Source organism: Amycolatopsis sp. (genome assembly GCF_035276945.1).
GTDB lineage: Bacteria > Actinomycetota > Actinomycetes > Mycobacteriales > Pseudonocardiaceae > Amycolatopsis_E.
The window spans coordinates 68,056-85,779 of the sequence record NZ_DATELF010000094.1 but is presented as its reverse complement, the minus strand read 5'-3'; the positions used below and the strand labels follow the sequence as shown (position 1 = coordinate 85,779).

The window sequence follows — 17,724 nt, the reverse complement described above, 5'->3', positions numbered from 1 at the left end:
CCCGCCACCGGTGGCCGCCGGGCCGCCCGCCCGCGGTCAGGAGCAGCACAACCCGGGCGGGGGCAAACACCACGGTCACGGCGGCGGCTGAGGGCCCCGGGGTAACGATTACCCGGCCGCCCGGCGATGGGCTTTGCGGATCCCGTCGTGCGTTGGGGGCACGTGAGATGTCTTTGCCGGAAGCCGCTGGCACGCAAAGCGCTCACCGAGGAGCCGGGGAAGGGGCTGGCGACCGCGTCCGTGTCGGTGTAGGTCGGCGCCGTCGCGCTGGTGCCGGCCGCCTCGACGTGGGCGGCCTGGCCGCTGGTCCGGCCCGAGGCGCAGGCCGCGTTGCGGAGCTTCTTCTGGCTGGCCGTGGTGCTCGACCTGGTACTCGGCGCGCTCTGGTTCGCCGCTCTGACGGCGGGAGTGCTCGCGATCGTCTGCGGTGTGCAGGCCGGTGCCCGCCGTCCCGGGGCGCCGGCCGCGGCCGTGCGGCACCTTCCTGGGCCTGTTCGCGGTGACGGGCGCGCTGGTCGGGGCACTCGTGTTCGTGCTGGCCACCAGGCAGTGGCCGCAGGTGATGTACCCGATGGTTCCCCGGGCGGGCGGTGAAGATCGGTGTGAAGTGGTCTGCGTGGCGGCGCGGGTGCCGTTCGGGGCAACCCCACCGCCAGCGGCTCCGCCGCTGTGAACCTAGCGGTGTGCGCTGGTTTCGAGCCGCACGCGGCAGGACGAGCGGATGCAGGTCAGCACGGCGGTGAGGCTGGGCAGCCAGCGCTGGCTGGTGTCCGGCGGGACGATCCAGTGGGCCAGCTCGTCGGCGCGGCGGTGTTCCGGCAGCGGGATCGAGGCGCCCGCGTTGAGCACCCGCACCCCGGTGGGCAGTGACTCCTCGCCCGAGGCCAGCGTGTCGGTCTCCACCAGGAGGATCACGACCACACCCTGCTTGGTCGGCAGGCTCAGCGCCGGCCCGGCGCAGCCCTGCCTGGCCAGGCTTTCCAGCACCTGATCGGACAACGCCCTGGGCACGGTGACCGCGCCGACCCCGGAGCCGGTCACGAGCATCAGCCCGCCGTTGTGCCAGCTCACCGGCCAGCCGAAGAGGCCACGGTAGTCCAGGCGTGGGGCGATCGCGGATACCGCGTTCTGCTCGGTCTGCATGAGGGGTCCCCTTGTGGGCTGGCGGCACTTCGTTGTCCGTACCAGTCCACTTTAATGGCACTGCGTGCCTTTAGGCAAGAGAGCTGTTAGGTTCAGGTCATGTCCGACGAGTCCAGGCAGGCGCCCCGGCCCCGGGCCGGCCGGACCACGGCGGGCCGCCGCAGGCTCCGGCACGCGCTGACCGTGGCCGCGATCGAGAAGTTCCTGGAGCAGGGCTATGAGGCGACCACCGTGGACGAGATCGCGTCCGCGGCCGGGGTCGGCAGGCGCACCTTCTTCCGGTACTTCCGGTCGAAGGAGGACGCGATCTTCCCCAACCATGACGAAGTACTGGCCGGCATCGAGCGGCTGTTCGAGACCGCGGGCGAGGCTCGGAATCCGGTGGAGGTCGCGTGCGCGGGGGTCGGCCTGGTGCTCGACCTCTACCTGTCCGACCCCGAGGTGTCGGTCAAGCGCTACGCACTGACCCGGACGGTGCCTTCCTTGCGGGACAAGGAGGTTGCCAGCGTCGACCGGTACCAGCGCGTGCTCGCGGGGTACCTGCGGAGCCGGTTCGAGGCGGCGGGTGACCCGCTGGCCGACCTCCGGGGCTCGGTCGCCGCGGCGGCCGTCGCGGCGGCGCACAACCACGTGTTGCGGAGGTGGCTGCGCGGCGGCGGCACGGTCGACGCGCACGCCCACGCGAAGGAGGCTTTCGGGCTCGTCATCGACGCCTTCGCAGTACCCTCCGGGGGTGCGGCCCCCGGGCTCCACCTGGGGACGGGCCCCCAGACCCCCTTGCCTTCCGGGGGTGCCACCCCCGGCCCCCAACTGGGGGCAAACCCCCAGGCCCCCTTGCCTTCCGGAGGTGCGGACTCCGGCGACACCGGCGACGAAACCGTGGTCGCGGTGCTGCGGACGTCGGCGCAGCTGTCGGAAGTGGTCCGCCAGATCAGCGCGGCACTCCGCGAGTCCGGCCGAAACTAGCCGTCAACGGCACCTCATGGCACCTCATGGCACCGCGTGCCGTTAGCGGTGTTACGCAGCCTGCCGCCGGTCCGGCACCGAGGCGAGCCGGCGGGACTTGCGGCGAGCGCCGGCGAGGCTGGCCTGGCAGGACCGGACGAGCTGGCGGTTCGCCATGCTGTCGGGGAACCGGCGGCAACGGGGGCAGGTCAGCGTGACGGTGCCGGAAAGCTCGTCGATCGCCACTTCGGCGGCGACGTTGCAGGAGCGGCACCAGCGGTGCCCGGTGACCGGCATGGCGTGCGCTGGCGAGGCCACGCACTGGTGCAGCCAGCGGCGGTGGAACGCGCAGGTGCACCGGGCGTGCGGGGACAGGGCGCCGCTCTCTTCGGCGGCGTCTTCCTGCGTCAGGGTGTCGGTGAGCCGATCCACGGTCTGGCTCGCCGCGATCCGTGGGTGGAGGACCAGCTGTCCTCGGTTCTCGAACTCGAACATGCACCCAGCATCGCGCCCGGCGGGCTCGCGCAAATCCGCTGTGCTGCGTATGTCGGTACGTACCTGCGTTACGTACGTGGCGTGCGTCACGAGGCGGAGTGCGTCACCAGGACCCGGTCGATGAGGGCCAGCAGCGTGCTCTTGACCGAGTTGCGTTCGCGGGCGTCGCAGGCCACCACGGGCACCTCCTCGTCGACCCCGACGGCTTCGCGGACCTCGCCGAGGTCGAACATGTCGGCGCCGTCGAACCGGTTGACCGCGAGCAGGAACGGCGTCGACCGCTGCTCGAAGTATTCGATGGTGGGGAAGCAGTCCTCGATCCGACGGGTGTCGGCGATGACGATAGCACCCAGCGCGCCCTCGGAGAGGTCGTCCCAAAGGAAGGTGAACCGGTCCTGGCCCGGCGTGCCGAACAGGTACAGCACGAGGGTGGGATCGAGGGTGATCCGGCCGAAGTCCAGCGCCACCGTGGTGGTGAGCTTGTCCGGCAGGTTGGTGGTGTCGTCGACGCCGACCGAGACCTCGGTCATCGCCGCTTCCGTGTCCAGTGGCTCGATCTCCGAAATCGACCCGATGAACGTCGTCTTCCCGACGCCGAAGCCGCCGCTGATGACGATCTTCACCGAGGACAGCGACTGCGCTTCAAAGGGCCTCGACAAGGTCCCGGATCCTTTCGATGACTCGCACCGGCACCCCTCTGGCCGACGCCAGGACCGACAGGAGGTTACTCGCCGCCAGGTCCGCGATGAGGACTCGTGCCACCCCGAGCGGCACGCCCAGCCCGGCCGCGATTTCGGCGAGCGACATCGGCACCTGGCAGATCTCCACGATCTTCCGGCGCTCGAACGACAACGGCGCGTGCCACGCGTCCGGCCGCGCGTGCACGAGTGTTTCCACGCGGAGGACGATCTTGGCGTGGGTGCGGCCTTCGGCGACGATGAACGGGCGGATGAACGCGCCGTCGGGGTCCGGTGGCTGTCTCATCTGGCCAGCGCTTCCCGGAGTTCGGAGACCAGTGCGGGTGTGAGCAGCCGGCCGGCGCGCTCGGCCAGCATGGCGATCTGGTAGCCGACCAGGCCGATGTCGCACTTGTCGTTGGCGATCACGGCGATGCAGCTCCCGCCCGCCATCGTGGAGACCAGCAGGAACCCGCGCCGCATCTCGATCATGATGAGCTTCAGCCCGGCGAAGTCGTAGCGGCGCGACGCGCTGCGTGCCAGGCTCGACAGCCCGGAAACCAGCGCGGCCAGCCGGTCGGCCTCCGCCCGGTCGAGGCCCTCCGACATCGCGATGAGCAGGCCGTCGGAGGAAACGGCCACGGCTTCGGTGACCCCGTCGGTGCTGCGCACGAAGTTGACCAGTAGCCAGTTGAAGGTGTCGGGGTCGGTCTTGAGCTCCGCGCTCACGGGATCTCCTCCTGGGGCCAGCTGAAGGGGGCCGGGGGGCGTGTCCCCAGCGGGGGTGTGGGGGCTGTGCCCCCATTGGACGGAGTGGTCTGGGGGCGTGTCCCCAGTGGGGGTGTGGGGGCTGTGTCCCCACTGGACGCTGCTGGGTTGGTTACCTGGGCGCGCTGCCTGCCGCGCTCGTGGCCGGCACGGAAGTTGCCGAGCATCGACCGCACGGCCTCGGGTGAGCGGGCCTCGGGGACCGGCTCTTCGTGGGCAAGGGGATCGTGCTGCGGGACCGGTGGGGGTACGGCCTTCCGGATGCGTTTGACCAGCCCGTTGCGGGTGCGGCCGGGTTCCGGCGGGTGGCCGTTGCCGTGGCCGTTGCCCCGGGTGTTCTGAGCGCCGCCGTTGCCGTTCGGCATGGTCATGACCGGCTTGAACATGTTGACGCGCGAGGGTTCCGCCGGTGCGGCGACGGGCTCGGGGTCGCGGGGTTCGGGTGCCTGGGCTTTGGCCTGCCGGGGTTCGGGGGCCTGCCGGACGAGCATGCCCTCCGGCAGCGACATCCGGGCCGTGATCCCGCTCGACGGCGACTCGAACAGCTTCACGTCCACGCCGAGCCGCTGGGCCAGCCGGCCGACCACGTAGTGGCCGAGGAACCGGGTCGGCGCGATCAGGAACCGCTCTTCGCCGCTCAGCCGCGCGTTCGCGGTGGCAAGCGCTTCGGGCGACATGCCCACGCCGTGGTCGACCACGGCCAGCAGGTAACCCGGCGGCAGCTCGCGGCCGTAGACCTCCACCTCGACCCCGGGCGGGGAGAACGACAGCGCGTTTTCCACCAGCTCGGCGAGCATGTGGGTGAGCTCGGTGGCGAACGTCCCGACCACGTGCACCTCGCCGACCCGCCGCAGTACGACCCGGCGGTATTCCTCCACTTCGGACAGTGCGGCCCGGATGATGTCGGTGATCGGCACCGGGTCCTCCACCCGGCGCGGGCTCGGCTCGCCGACCAGCACGAGCAGGCTCTCGGCGTTGCGGCGCATGCGGGTGGCCAGGTGGTCGAGCCGGAACAGCTTCGCCAGCGCATCCGGGTCGAGCTCCTTCTCCTCGAACTCGCTGATCAGCCCGAGCTGGCGGCGCACCAGGTTCTGGTTGCGGCGGCCCAGGTTGCTCAGCGACTCGGCGGTGTTCTGCCGGAGCAGGGCCTGCTCGCCCGCCAGTTCGAACGCGGTCCGCTGCACCCGGTCGAACGCCTCGGCCACCAGGCGGATCTCGGTGCCCGCCTGGTCGGGCAGTTCCAGCGGCGCGGGAGTCGGCGGGGCTTCCGCCGCGTCGTGCACCTTCGTGACCGCGTCGGGCAGGCGGCGGTCGGCGACCTGGTCGGCTTCCCGGGCCAGCGCGGCCAGGGGCCGGGTGATCGACCGCGCCGCGGCGATCACCAGGGCCACCTCGGCCGCGGCCACGAGCGCGGCGAGCACCAGCAGGCCGACGAGTTCGGCGGTCGCGCCGCCGCTGATCCGGTTGGCCTGGGCCACGCTGTCGTCGCCCACCGTCAGTTGCACGGTCCGCTCGTCGTCGATGACCTTCGTCATGGAGTTCCACCATGCGGCCGAATCGATATGCGCGGGCAGCGCGCCCGCTCCGCCGCCGACGGCCGTCGTCTCGTAGCCGGCCGCTACGGCCGCCGTCGGCGAGGTGAGTGCCGCGGTCAGCCGCGCCTGCTGGTCCGGAGTGGCCTGGCGGGCGAACTCGTCCAGCGCGGCCTGCTTGTTCGCCCGGATCTCCATGAACTGCTGGTATTCGGTGCCGGAGAACTTCCCGGCGGCGAACACCCCGTTGACGAACCCGCGCTCCTGGCCGGTGTACTCCTTGGCGTCGCCGAGCGCCCGCAGCGCGAGCAGGTTCCGCCGCAGCACGGGGTCCTGCGCCTGGTCGAAGCCGAGGTCCGGCTCGTTCAGCGCGGCGATGCTGTCCGTGTAGAACTGGAAGGTCTCCTGGCGGCCCGCCCTGTCGTAGTCGACCCCGCCGCGGACCGAACCCAGCCGGCCGAGCCCGCCGAGCGCCGCGCGCACGGTGTCGGACCCTTCCACGGTCGAGGAATCCACCTGCTGATGGAGCGAGGTCAGCGCGATGTCCGTCTGTACCCGCTGGGTGTCGACGCTCGACCGGTACTGGGTGTTCCCACCGAGCAGCCCGGTGCTGAGCCCACGCTCGCGTTGCAACTGGTGGATCAGGTTCTGGACCTCGACGTTCAGGCGAACCGCGGCGGAAAGGCGGCTCGCCGCCTGTGCGGTACCCACCGAGCCGGCGATCCCGGCACCCAGCAGCATCAGCGCGGTGGCCAGCGACAGCAGCATGATGCGGATGAGTTTCCAGCGGATCGTGCTGGGCCGGAACAAGGACCCGATGGCACGGCCCGACGTCGAATGGTGACGCGCGCTCACAGGGCTACCTCCGGATGTCCCACTCGAAGCCGCATCATAAAACCAGTGGGAAAACCGGGTGGCAATACTCCGAATAGCGCCATTTCCGGTGGAGAAATCAGCTCCGACAATCGAACGAAACCGGCCGGAAACATCGGCGAAACTTCACTTCTGGACGAGGTGTCCCGCTGCGCATCAATCGCGTTCACCAGATGCGGCGGCGGCGGAGGGAGCGCAGCAGGCCGCCCGCGGCCGGTGCGCGCCGGGCGACCGCCAGGTCGCCCAGTGGTGGGTGCGGGGCGTGCGGCTCGGTCTGGTACCACAGACCGACGGTGGCTATGTCGGCGTTTTCGAGTGGCAGGTAGCGTCCCTCGGACTGCCAGCCCAGCGCCTGCACGGTGACCCGCAGATCGGTGCCGAAGCAGATCGGATCGGGGGTGTGCCAGCGGTAGGCGCCGAAACGCTGCCGCGGCTGGTAGATCTGGTCGGCCGGCAGCACCTGCGGCAGTCCCAGCCAGGTGGTCGAATAGGGAACGTAGCGCCCGCCGAGATCGAAGTTCCAGGCGCCGCCGAAATAGTCCTCGGTACCCGTTCCGCAAATAGTGGGGAAATCGCCGTCGCCGTCGAGAAAGAATTTCAGCTCACCCTCGCCCCACCAGCCGGGCGCACCCGGTTCGATCGCCAGATAGGTGCCCACATAACGGCCGCGCCCACGCACACCGTCCACAATGGTGTGTACGGCCGGGCTGCCGAGCGGGTTGGCGCGCCGCCAGGTGGCGTGCAGGTACGCGGTGTCCTCGGGGAGTTCCTGGCCGGTGTAGGTGATCTGGTAGTAGACCCCAACGCCGTGCCCGCTCCGGTTTTCCAGGGTGATCCGGGCGTGATCGCGGAAGGGCATGGGCCAGTAGCTGTTCAGGCCGCCCGCCGGGGCGACCACGATCATGCCCGAGTCCACCAGCGCCGGCTCGCCCCAGCCGTTGCAGAAGAAGTCGCCCAGCGGCACCTCGACCGAGGGGTCCGGCTCGTCGTCCCAGAACATCCGCAGCACCAGGTGACGCAGGCTGGTGCGGTCGGTGGTCAGCCAGATGTGCCGGATCACGCCCGGCCCCGGCACGCCGGCCAGTGTCGCGGTGGTGGCGTCGGCGAGATCGATCGACGGCGAGACCTTCCAGCCCCGGCCCAGTTCTCTCGCCGCCCTGGCCCCGGTGCCCTCGGTCGCCATCCCGCCCGCGCCCTTCGCGCCGGTGAAGTTCTCGGGGCTCACCGAGCGCGTGGTGGAGTCGTCGAGTCGCCAGATCTCCGTCATGAGCCCTCCCAAAGTTTGCGGCATGAATGTGTTCAGGCGCACGAATTCCCTGGGCGACCGTACGTGTCCCCATCGCGGTTGGCGAAACCACCACGCGTTCGGAAGCTGACCGAGCGGCCTTCACGGTGGTAAGAAGGCAGAATGATCACCGACGCGTCCGCCGATCCCTTCGCCAACCTCGACGATTACGTCGGCCTGCCACGGCTGGCGGGATTGTGGCTGTCGCCGGACGGCCGCCGTCTCGTCGTCGGGGTGGGGCTGCCCGATGCCGAGCGAACCCGCTACAGCACGGCGCTGTGGGAGGTCGATCCGGAGGGCACCCGCCCGGCCCGCCGGCTGACCCGCAGTACGCAGGGCGAATCGACGGCCGCCTTCACGCCCTCGGGAGATCTGCTGTTCGTTTCGGCGCGGCCGGAGCCCGGCGGGAAGACCGACGACACCGACGACACCGACGACACCGACGACAAGGTGGCGGCGCTCTGGCTGCAGCCGGCCGGGGGTGGGGACGCTCGTGTGGTGGCCTCACCGCCCGGGGGCGTGCGTGACGTCGTCGTGAGCGCGAGCGGGACGGTCGTGGCCGGGTCGGCGATGATGCCGTCGGTTTCCGATCCCGCCGGGGACAAGAAGATCCGCGACCGCCGTAAGGACGCCTCGGTCACGGCGATCCTGCACGAGGAGTACCCGGTCCGGTACTGGGACCACGACCTCGGGCCGGACCGGACCCGCCTGCTCACCGCGCGGATCACCGAGGAGGTCACCGTCGGGGAGGCCGCGCTGGACTTCGCCGACCTCACCGGGCACGTCGGCCGCGCGCTGGACGACGCGAGCAGTTGGGACATCACGCCCGACGGCCGCACGGTGGTGGCCGCTTGGACGGTGGCCGAGCCCGCCGGGTCGCAGCGGAAGATCCTGATGGTGATCGATGTCGAAACGGGGGAGCGGCGCACACTGGCCGACGACCCTGGTCACGAGTACGAAGAACCCCGGCTTTCGCCCGACGGAACGCGCGTGGCGGTCGCGGTCACGCGCCGCTCGTCCCCGCACGATCCCGGTGACCGGTGGCTCGGCGTGGTCCCGCTCGACGGCGGCGAAGTGCGCGCGCTGACCGGCGCCTGGGACCGCTGGCCGCACTCGGCGCGCTGGACGCCGGACGGCACGGCGCTGGTCGTCGCCGCGGACGATCTCGGACGGTCACCGTTGTGGCGCGTGGACGCCGAGACCGGCCGGGTCGGCCGGCTGACGCCCGACCACGGCGCCTACGCCGACATCCGGATCTCCCCGGACGGGCAGTGGGCCTACGCGTTGCGCTCGGCGGTGGACGGCCCGCCCGCCCCCGTCCGGGTCGCGCTCGTCGGCGAGCCGGAGGTGACGCCGTTGCGCGGCCCGGCCGAGGCACTGGGGTTGAGCGCCGACCTGCCGGGAACATGCGCGGAAGTGACCACGACCGCCGAGGACGGCACACCGCTGCGCGCCTGGCTTGCGCTGCCGCACGGCGCGTGCGCCGACGAACCGGTTCCGCTGCTGCTGTGGATCCACGGCGGGCCCCTGAACTCGTGGAACGCGTGGCAGTGGCGCTGGAACCCGTGGCTCGCGGTGGCGCGGGGGTACGCGGTCCTGCTGCCGGACCCCGCGCTGTCGACCGGCTACGGCATCGAGTTCATCCGGCGCGGCTGGGGAGCTTGGGGCGCCGCGCCCTACACCGACCTGATGAGGATCACCGACGCCGCGCAGGATCGGCCCGACATCGACGCCAACCGCACCGCCGCGATGGGCGGTTCCTTCGGCGGCTACATGGCCAACTGGGTGGCCGGGCACACCGACCGGTTCTCCGCGATCGTCACGCACGCCTCGCTGTGGGCGCTCGACCAGTTCTGGCCCACCACGGACGTCGCGTACTTCTGGTACCGCGAGATGACCCCGGAGACGGCGGAAACCCATTCGCCGCACCGGTTCGCCGACGACATCACCACCCCGATGCTGGTCATCCACGGCGACAAGGACTATCGCGTCCCGGTCGGTGAGGCACTGCGCCTGTGGTGGGACCTGCTGTCCCGGTCCAAGGCCGAGGACGGGTCGAGTCCGCACAAGTTCCTGTATTTTCCGGACGAGAACCACTGGGTGCTGACACCCAACCACGCGAAGGTCTGGTATGAAACGGTTTTCGCCTTCCTCGCCCACCACGTGCTCGGCAAGGAGTGGGAACGGCCGGAACTTCTGGGCTGATCCGGGGACAGGTGCTTTCGAGGCGTTTTGACGCTTCACCTCACCCGGGCCATACGTCGACGGTCCTGTGGTGTTGGGTCGCTGTGAGCCGGTTCCAAGACTTCACCCAGAAAAACGCCCGACACTGGGAACCGTGACAGCGACCTGGTGGTTGTTCGGGTTGCTCGCGCTCAACGGCGCCGGGGCGACCGATCTGTTCATCCTGGGCAACGGGATCACCGATCTCGCTGCCCCAGGCGGCCTGCTGATCGGCTTGGGGAGGCTTACCGGGCTTTACGGCGCACTGGCGCTGGTGTTCCAGCTCGTGCTGGTCTCCCGGCTGCCCTGGCTGGAGGCCAGGCTGGGCTTGGACCGGCTCACCGGATGGCACCGGTGGAGCGGCTTCTGGGTACTCTGGCTGCTCCTGGCGCACGTGGTGTTCATCACACTCGGCTACTCCGCGCAGTCGAACACCACGTTCCTGCCGCAGCTCGGCACGATCGTCTTCGACCTCGACGACACCCTTCTGGCCGCCATCGCGTTCGTGCTGCTGATCCTGCTCGGCGCCACCTCGGCGCGCATGGTTCGCCGCCGGCTCCGGTACGAGAACTGGCATCTCGTGCACATCTGCGCGTACGGGGTGGTCGTGCTCGCCTTCCTGCACCAGATCACCATCGGCCGCGACTTCACCAACTCGCAAATGGGCCGGATCTACTGGTGGAGCCTGTACGGCGGGGCGCTGGCGGCCGTCCTGCTGTCCCGGGTGGCGCTGCCGCTGTACCGCAACCTGCGGCACCGGCTGCGGGTGGTGTCGGTGGTCCGTGAAAGCCCGAGCGTGGTCACGGTGTGGATCGGCGGCCGCCGGCTCGACAGGTGGCCCGCCCGCGCCGGGCAGTTCTTCCTGTGGCGCTTCCTGATGGAGAAACGCTGGCGGGAAGCGCATCCGTACTCGCTTTCGGCCATGCCCGACGGGAAATACCTGCGCATCACCGTGAAGGCGCTGGGAGACGGAAGCCAATGGCTGCAACAGGTCCAGCCGGGCACGCGCGTGTTCGCCGAAGGCCCCTACGGCGCCTTCACCACCAGGCAACGCGTCCGCCGGCATGCGCTGCTGGTCGCCGGCGGGGTTGGGGTGACGCCGATCCGGGCCCTCCTCGAGGAGTTCGCGCGAACCCGGCAGAACGTCGTGGTGATCTACCGCGCGAGCCGGCGGCAGGACGCGATCCTGGTGAACGAGCTGCACCAGCTCGCCCGCGTGTGCGGGGCCCGGCTGCACGTCGTGCTCGGTTCGTCCGCGGCGGTCGGCAGGTTCGGGCCGATGCTGGGCGCGCGGCACATCGTGGCGATGGTGCCCGACGTGCGCGACCGTGACGTGTTCGTTTGCGGGCCGCCGCCAATGACCAACGTGGTGAACCGCGCGCTTTTCGTGCTCGGGCTGCCCGCCTCCCAGCTCCACTCGGAACGCTTCGCGTTCGCGGCCTGACCGAACACCAGGTAAACCGGACCGGCGGCACAATCGCCGCGTGAATGCCCCACGGGTACTGGTCGTCGAGGACGACCCCCAGTTGCTAGGCGTGCTCGCCACCCTCCTGGGGGAGGAGGGCTACGCCGTCGATCCGGCCGCCGACGGTCAGCGAGGCCTGCACCTCGGGCTCACCCGGAGCTACGACGTGCTGGTGCTCGACCGCGGCCTGCCCGTCGTCGACGGCCTCGCTCTGCTGATGTGCCTGCGCGAACGCGGTGTCGTCACACCGACGCTGCTGCTGTCCGCGCTGGGCAACCCGGCCGACCTGATCGCCGTGCTGGACGCGGGCGCCGAGGACTACCTGGCGAAACCGTTCGACGTCGGCGAACTGCTGGCCCGTCTGCGCGCGCTGCGGCGCCGGCATCTGGACGTGGCGCGGTCGCTTCCGCTGCCGGGCGGTCGCGTGGACCTGGACGCCCAGCAGGTCGTGCGCGACGACGCGAGCGCGGTACGGCTGTCCCAGCGCGAGTGCGCGCTGCTGGCGACGCTGGCGACCCGGCCGCGGCACGTGTTCTCGCGCTCGCAACTGCTCGGGCTGGTCTTCGACGATGCCGGGAGCGAGGTGGTCGTGGACACCTACGTCCACTACCTGCGCCGCAAGCTGGGCCGCCAGATCATCGACACCGTGCGCGGACGCGGCTACCAGCTCGGCCGGTGATCGGTTCTGCCCGAGCGGGTGGTCACGTCACCTTTCGGCCTTGACGTTCAGTAGTCGTCACGGCCGGTGAAGATCTGTTCGAGGTCCTCGGCCGCGCCGGTGACCAGTTCGAGCGGGTCGACGAACTCGTTGATGTCGAGGTTGAGCAACGGCAGGGAGTGCCGCAGCACCAGGTACGGGCCCATGATCACGGCGCCGCCCACGATCGTCGTCGTGCCGATCTCCTCCAGCACCCTGGTGAGATCGACCTGATCCACCATGGCGAACGGCGACGCGATCTGGATCCAGTCTTCCCGGCCGTCCATGATCTCCCGCGCGACGACCACCGTCTGGGTCCGCTGCTGGACGTCGTCGTCCTCGCCGTAGGCGATCCGGATCCGGATCTCGTCCGGCTCGTCCCGGATGACTTCGTACTCACGTCTGATGAAATTCACAAGATCATGCCATGTCGCCACGGCAGTGATCAAAGCACAGGTGCTTCTCGTGTGGGGGGAGGTCCCGGCCGTCCTACCCGGACGGCCGCGCCGACCGGGCCGGATGGCGGGTCGGCGTCGTACCGCCGTCGCGGTGAGTGACGATCACGGCGTGCAGCTCGGCCGACCAGTTCGCTGTGCGGCGGGGCATGGTTGTGTCAATTCGTCATGTGAGCGCTAACACGGCATAGGGTGGCAAGTAGTGACATTACGGCCAAGGCAGAGCCGCGAACAACGTCCGATCGTCGGAAGCGGTCGATTTCGTCGAACAACCGGGAGAAGATGAACGCGTGGCCAGGCAACCAGCGTTAACGGACGTCGCCGCACTGGCGGGGGTGTCGCATATGACCGTGTCGCGGGTCATCAACGGCAACGGCCCGGTCCGCCCCGACACCCGGCGCCGCGTGCTCGCCGCCGTGGAGCAGTTGGGCTACCGGCCCAATTCGCTGGCCCGCGCACTGGCCACGGGCCGCTCGCACCGGCTCGGCGTGGTCGCGCTCGACTCCGTACTCTACGGGCCGGCAAGCACGCTGTTCGGTATCGAGAACGCCGCGCGCGAGTCGGGCTACGCGATTTCCATTACGAGTGTGAGCCGGCCCGACCGCGAGTCGATCGGGGAAGCGGTGGACGGCCTGTGCCGCCAGGGTGTGGAGGGAATCGTCGTCATCGCCCCGCACGTCGCCACCGGCCAGGCCCTCGAAGCCGCGGCCACCGATGTGCCGCTCGTGGCCGTCGCGGACAGTGACCAGGCCCCGGTCCCCGTGGTCGCCGTCGACCAGCACGACGGCGCGCGCCGGGTCACCGAGCACCTGCTGTCCTTCGGACACCCCACCGTCTGGCACGTCGCCGGCCCCTGCGACTGGCTCGACGCCCGCGCCCGCGAGAACGCGTGGCGGTCGGTGCTGACCGAGCGGGACACGCGCGTTCCGCCCGTGCTGCGTGGCGACTGGAGCCCGCGATCCGGCTATCTCGCCGGACTGGCACTGGTCGCGGAGGGCGAGGTCGGTGCCGTGTTCGTGGCCAACGACCAGATGGCGCTCGGCGTACTGCGCGCGTTTTCCGAGTCCGGGGTTTCGGTGCCGGACGATGTCAGCGTGGCCGGGTTCGACGACGTTCCGGAAGCCGCTTACTTCTCGCCGCCGTTGACCACCGTCCGGCAGGACTTCATCGCGCTCGGCCGGAAGACGTTTGACCGTCTGCTCCGGCAAATCGAGGGAACGCGTCCCTCGGCGCGGTCGATCGTGCCGCCGGAACTGATCGTCAGGGAAAGTACGGGGCCTGCTCGCTGAACCCTGGTAGAAATCGCAGGCGTGCGCGCTATCGTGATCCGTCCCGCCGAGGACGATGAACTGCCGATCGTCGCCCGGTTGCGCTGGCAGTGGATGCTGGAGGGCGGGGGCACGGCCGCGACCTCCAGCGACGATTTCGTCGATTTCTTCGTGCGGTGGGCTCGGGAGAATTCCTCTTCCCACCGGTGCCTGGGCTCCGCCAGTACCCCTGCGGGCACCCACCTCTCCCGCTACCCCCAAGCCCAACTCGGACGCCATCACCGACGACTCGAACGGCTACCCCCCGAACCCTCGACTGGCGCACACCACCGAAATCTTCACCAACCCGCTGCCACCAGCCAAACCAATCACTGGAAATTCTCGAACTGGTTTGCCTGAACGATCGGTTATGAAAGAGTCCACAATAGATATTAGCGGGGTCTCCTCGGGTGGCCGGGGAATTGCGCCCAGGCGGGAGGTGGAGGCGGCAACGCCAGTGCTCCGTCATAAAGGTTGCTCAGGGTGCCACCCCCTCGAGTTGGGGAACTCGCGGTGCGCGAACGGGCAACACGCTGGACTGGGAGGGCACCCCGTTCCTCCCGTGAGTTGCCTCCTCGCGACACCTGACTCGCCCTTCCAGGCAGCTGAATTGCCCGCTCGGGAACCCGAGATACTAGTCGCGACAACCGATTTCCGGAACAAGCATCGTCGACACGGCGCCAGGCGGTGACGCTCTTGTGCAGGTTGATCACCAAGGCGGTCGGCTCCGGCAAATCCCCAATGTCAGGCTCCGAAACCAAACCATTTTCCGTCAGTTCCGCCGCGATCCGTAGTCCTTCGCATCACCGACCGGTGTGGACCGTGCGGAGTCCGGTGTGGACGGTGAGGAGCACCTAACTTCAGAGTGGTAACCGGTTGAATACGATCAGTAGTCACGTCGGGTACTTGCGCGGAGGGCAGGGGGATGAGCAGGCTTGTCCCGTGACCGAATACGACTATGACCTGATCGTCATCGGCTCCGGCCCGGGCGGGCAGAAGGCGGCCATCGCGGCCGCGAAACTCGGCAGGCGTGTGGCCGTGGTCGACCGGCAGGAAATGGTCGGCGGGGTGTGCGTGAACACCGGGACCATCCCGTCGAAGACGCTGCGTGAGGCCGTGCTTTACCTCACCGGCATGAACCAGCGCGAGCTCTACGGCGCCAGCTACCGGGTGAAACAGGACATCACGATCTCCGACCTGCTGGCCCGTACCCGGCACGTGATCGGCCGCGAGGTGCAGGTGGTGCGTGCACAATTGCTGCGCAACCACATCGACCTGATTCCCGGCACCGGACGGTTCCTCGACGCGCACACCGTCATGGTCGAGGGGCGCGGCCGCGGCGAGCGCACGTCGTTGAGCGGGGCGTTCGTCGTGATCGCCACCGGGACCCGGCCGGCGAGGCCGCCCCAGGTCGACTTCGACGCGGCCAGGGTGCTCGACTCCGACGAGATCCTGCACCTGGAGGATATCCCGTCATCGCTGGTGGTGGTCGGTGCCGGGGTGATCGGCATCGAATACGCGTCGATGTTCGCCGCGCTCGGGTCGAGGGTGACCGTCGTCGAGCAGCGGGAGCGGATGCTCGAGTTCTGCGATCCGGAGATCGTGGAGTCGCTGAAGTTCCATCTTCGCGACCTGGCGGTGACCTTCCGGTTCGGCGAGAAGGTGGCCAATGTGGACGTCTCCGACCGGGCCACGGTCACCACGCTGGTCAGTGGCAAGCGGATCCCGGCGGACGCGGTCATGTACTCGGCGGGACGCCAGGGTACGACCGAGGAACTGGACCTCGCGGCGGCCGGGCTCGAGGCGGACCAGCGTGGCAGGCTCACCGTGGACGAGCACTTCCGCACCGAGGTCGACCACATTTACGCGGTCGGCGACGTGATCGGGTTTCCCGCGCTCGCGGCCACCTCGATGGACCAGGGCAGGCTGGCTGCCTACCACGCCTTCGGTGAACCGGCCCACGATCTGCTGGCCCTGCAGCCGATCGGCATCTACACGATCCCGGAAATCTCCTACTGCGGTGCCACCGAGGCCGAGCTGACCTCGTCGTCCGTGCCCTACGAGGTCGGCACCGCGCGTTACCGCGAGCTCGCCCGCGGCCAGATCGCCGGCGACTCCTACGGCATGCTGAAGCTGCTGGTGTCCACAACGGACCGGAAGCTGCTTGGCGTGCACGTGTTCGGTACCGGGGCGACCGATCTGGTCCACATCGGACAGGCCGTGATGGGCTGCGGCGGCACGGTGGACTACCTGGTGGACGCGGTGTTCAACTATCCGACGCTGTCCGAGGCGTACAAGGTCGCGGCGCTGGACGCGACCAACAAGATCCGCGCGCTCGAACGGTTCTGAAGGGAAAGAGGCGATGGGGGCGGTCCTGATCGACATCGACGGCGTGCTCACGGTGTCGTGGCAGCCGCTGCCCGGCGCTGTGGAGGCGGTCAGCCGGTTACGGGAGGACGGGTTCGCGCTCGCATTCCTGACCAACACCACCTCCCGGACCAGAGTGTCCATTGCGGACACTCTGCGCTCGGCCGGTTTCCCGGTCGAGGCCGGGGACATCTTCACCGCGCCGGCGCTGACCGCGGCCCATGTTCGCGAACATCTTCCGGACGCGCGCTGCTTCGTGCTCAACAGCGGGGACATCGCCGCCGACCTCGCCCCGCTCACCATCGTGGACGACGAGCCGGACGTGGTCATCGTCGGCGGCGCGGGAGAGGAGTTCGGCTACCCGGCGCTCAACCGCGTCTTCGGCTACCTCCAGCGCGGTGCACGGCTGCTGGCCATGCACCGCAACCTGTACTGGCGGACGGACGCGGGACTGCAACTGGACGCCGGTGCGTTCCTGATCGGCCTCGAACGCGCCGCCGGGGTCGAGGCCGAAGTGCTGGGCAAGCCCAGCGCCGCGTTCTTCACCGCGGCGCTGGACGCTCTTGGCGTTGAGCCGGGCGATGCGGTGATGATCGGCGACGACATCGAGGCCGATGTGCTCGCCGCGCAGCGTTGTGGCATCACCGGCGTACTCGTCAGGACCGGGAAGTACCGACCGGAGACGATCGAGTCCGCCCCCGGAGACCCCGACCACGTGCTGGACAGCATCGCCGGCCTGCCGGACCTGCTGGGCTGATCAGGACGGCCCGGCGATCGCGGGAAACGGGCTGGGCCGGACCACGTCGTGCACGGCAAGTTCCTCGCGCAGGGTCGCGGGGCCGAACACCGCCATGGCCCACAGCGCGCTGAGGGACCGGGTCCCCGGTTCGCGCGACCAGGCCGGGGGCGGCGGGTAGCTCACCGTGATGCCGGCATCGGCGAACGGCGTCTCGTCGAGGTACTTCGAGCCGCCGGGGCCGCACAGGTAGGTGTCCGCGCGGACGGCCTTGGTGAGGTCGGCGAGGCGGACGGATCGCCCGCACCGGGCGTCGAGAGTGCTGCTGCGGACCACGGTGCCGGGCCAGCCCAGCGCGGACAGCAGCGCCAGGGTGGAGGTTTCGGCGACGTCGGCGATCCGGTCGGAAACTTCCAGTGCGGCAAGGACTTTCGCGACACAGGCGTTCGTACCCGCCCAGTGCGCGCTCCGCCGGTAGCGGTGCCGGACGAGCTGGTCGAGATGCTTCATGCTGCGGTCCGGATCCACCAGTCGCAGCTCGTCGATCCGGCTGGCGCGCCCGTGCGGCCGGTGCACCGGCAGGGTCAGCCACTCTTGCGCGTCGGGGGCGGACAGCGGAGCCAGCCGTGCGCGGTGCTGGTAGTCGCGGGCGTTGAACTGGACATCGTCCAGCACGACCCAGATGTCGGCGCGGAACAGCTTGGCCAGCGTGGAGGAGCGGGGAAAGAAATTCGGTTGATGCACGGCGCAGGAGAT

Annotated in this window: 18 protein-coding genes; 9 read left to right on the top strand and 9 right to left on the bottom strand. The window is 69.7% G+C overall.

The genetic code is table 11. The annotated features are described in order from the left end of the window. Positions 1 to 439: 439 nt before the first annotated feature. The gene (locus tag VJT49_RS15865) at positions 440 to 673 is read left to right on the top strand and encodes a hypothetical protein (RefSeq protein ID WP_324165589.1); all 234 of its coding nucleotides are present in this window, start codon (positions 440 to 442) and stop codon (positions 671 to 673) included. 2 nt (positions 674 to 675) lie between these two features. Here the strand turns inward: VJT49_RS15865 and VJT49_RS15860 are convergent, their stop codons facing one another. Next, on the bottom strand, positions 676 to 1,143 hold the full coding sequence (locus VJT49_RS15860) for a hypothetical protein (RefSeq protein ID WP_324165588.1): 468 nt from the start codon (positions 1,141 to 1,143) through the stop codon (positions 676 to 678). Between the two features lie 99 nt (positions 1,144 to 1,242). On the opposite strand from VJT49_RS15860, the gene VJT49_RS15855 reads away from it, so the two are divergent. Then, complete coding sequence (locus VJT49_RS15855) at positions 1,243 to 2,109, top strand: TetR family transcriptional regulator (protein WP_324165587.1); 867 nt, start codon at positions 1,243 to 1,245, stop codon at positions 2,107 to 2,109. Positions 2,110 to 2,160: 51 nt separating this feature from the next. Here the strand turns inward: VJT49_RS15855 and VJT49_RS15850 are convergent, their stop codons facing one another. The 6 genes from VJT49_RS15850 to VJT49_RS15825 all read right to left on the bottom strand — a co-directional run bounded on the left by VJT49_RS15850 (position 2,161) and on the right by VJT49_RS15825 (position 7,700). After that, the gene (locus VJT49_RS15850; RefSeq protein WP_324165586.1) at positions 2,161 to 2,583 is read right to left on the bottom strand and encodes a hypothetical protein; all 423 of its coding nucleotides are present in this window, start codon (positions 2,581 to 2,583) and stop codon (positions 2,161 to 2,163) included. Positions 2,584 to 2,669: 86 nt separating this feature from the next. Further along, positions 2,670 to 3,242 (bottom strand): GTP-binding protein, encoded by a 573-nt coding sequence (locus VJT49_RS15845; RefSeq protein WP_324165585.1) that lies wholly within the window; start codon positions 3,240 to 3,242, stop codon positions 2,670 to 2,672. Further along, complete coding sequence (locus VJT49_RS15840) at positions 3,226 to 3,567, bottom strand: DUF742 domain-containing protein (protein WP_324165584.1); 342 nt, start codon at positions 3,565 to 3,567, stop codon at positions 3,226 to 3,228. Before VJT49_RS15840 ends, VJT49_RS15845 begins: the two co-directional genes overlap by 17 nt. Then, a complete protein-coding gene (locus VJT49_RS15835) occupies positions 3,564 to 3,989 on the bottom strand; it encodes a roadblock/LC7 domain-containing protein (protein WP_324165583.1) in 426 nt (141 codons plus the stop codon). Before VJT49_RS15835 ends, VJT49_RS15840 begins: the two co-directional genes overlap by 4 nt. Beyond that, a complete protein-coding gene (locus VJT49_RS15830) occupies positions 3,986 to 6,415 on the bottom strand; it encodes a nitrate- and nitrite sensing domain-containing protein (protein WP_324165582.1) in 2,430 nt (809 codons plus the stop codon). Before VJT49_RS15830 ends, VJT49_RS15835 begins: the two co-directional genes overlap by 4 nt. 184 nt (positions 6,416 to 6,599) lie before the next feature. After that, positions 6,600 to 7,700, bottom strand: a complete 1,101-nt coding sequence (locus VJT49_RS15825) for a glycoside hydrolase family 172 protein (protein WP_324165581.1) — start codon at positions 7,698 to 7,700, stop codon at positions 6,600 to 6,602. Between the two features lie 141 nt (positions 7,701 to 7,841). Here VJT49_RS15825 and VJT49_RS15820 point away from each other — a divergent pair, with 141 nt between their 5' ends. The 3 genes from VJT49_RS15820 to VJT49_RS15810 all read left to right on the top strand — a co-directional run bounded on the left by VJT49_RS15820 (position 7,842) and on the right by VJT49_RS15810 (position 12,085). Further along, positions 7,842 to 9,923 carry a prolyl oligopeptidase family serine peptidase gene (locus tag VJT49_RS15820; protein ID WP_324165580.1) on the top strand — a complete coding sequence of 694 codons (2,082 nt, stop codon included), beginning with the start codon at positions 7,842 to 7,844 and terminating at the stop codon, positions 9,921 to 9,923. A 133-nt stretch (positions 9,924 to 10,056) separates the two neighbouring features. Then, complete coding sequence (locus VJT49_RS15815) at positions 10,057 to 11,385, top strand: ferredoxin reductase family protein (protein WP_324165579.1); 1,329 nt, start codon at positions 10,057 to 10,059, stop codon at positions 11,383 to 11,385. Between the two features lie 40 nt (positions 11,386 to 11,425). Next, complete coding sequence (locus tag VJT49_RS15810) at positions 11,426 to 12,085, top strand: response regulator transcription factor (protein WP_324165578.1); 660 nt, start codon at positions 11,426 to 11,428, stop codon at positions 12,083 to 12,085. Between the two features lie 47 nt (positions 12,086 to 12,132). On the opposite strand, the gene VJT49_RS15805 is transcribed toward VJT49_RS15810, so the two are convergent. Further along, a complete protein-coding gene (locus VJT49_RS15805) occupies positions 12,133 to 12,540 on the bottom strand; it encodes a hypothetical protein (RefSeq protein WP_324165577.1) in 408 nt (135 codons plus the stop codon). A 308-nt stretch (positions 12,541 to 12,848) separates the two neighbouring features. Here VJT49_RS15805 and VJT49_RS15800 point away from each other — a divergent pair, with 308 nt between their 5' ends. The 4 genes from VJT49_RS15800 to VJT49_RS15785 all read left to right on the top strand — a co-directional run bounded on the left by VJT49_RS15800 (position 12,849) and on the right by VJT49_RS15785 (position 16,989). Next, on the top strand, positions 12,849 to 13,847 hold the full coding sequence (locus tag VJT49_RS15800; protein WP_324165576.1) for a LacI family DNA-binding transcriptional regulator: 999 nt from the start codon (positions 12,849 to 12,851) through the stop codon (positions 13,845 to 13,847). Between the two features lie 21 nt (positions 13,848 to 13,868). Next, the gene (locus VJT49_RS15795) at positions 13,869 to 14,225 is read left to right on the top strand and encodes a hypothetical protein (protein WP_324165575.1); all 357 of its coding nucleotides are present in this window, start codon (positions 13,869 to 13,871) and stop codon (positions 14,223 to 14,225) included. Between the two features lie 582 nt (positions 14,226 to 14,807). Next, complete coding sequence (gene sthA, locus VJT49_RS15790) at positions 14,808 to 16,214, top strand: Si-specific NAD(P)(+) transhydrogenase (RefSeq protein ID WP_324165574.1); 1,407 nt, start codon at positions 14,808 to 14,810, stop codon at positions 16,212 to 16,214. Between the two features lie 13 nt (positions 16,215 to 16,227). Beyond that, positions 16,228 to 16,989, top strand: a complete 762-nt coding sequence (locus tag VJT49_RS15785) for a TIGR01458 family HAD-type hydrolase (protein WP_324165573.1) — start codon at positions 16,228 to 16,230, stop codon at positions 16,987 to 16,989. Here VJT49_RS15785 and VJT49_RS15780 read toward each other — a convergent pair whose 3' ends face one another. Then, the gene (locus VJT49_RS15780) at positions 16,990 to 17,712 is read right to left on the bottom strand and encodes a WbqC family protein (protein ID WP_324165572.1); all 723 of its coding nucleotides are present in this window, start codon (positions 17,710 to 17,712) and stop codon (positions 16,990 to 16,992) included. Positions 17,713 to 17,724: the final 12 nt, after the last annotated feature.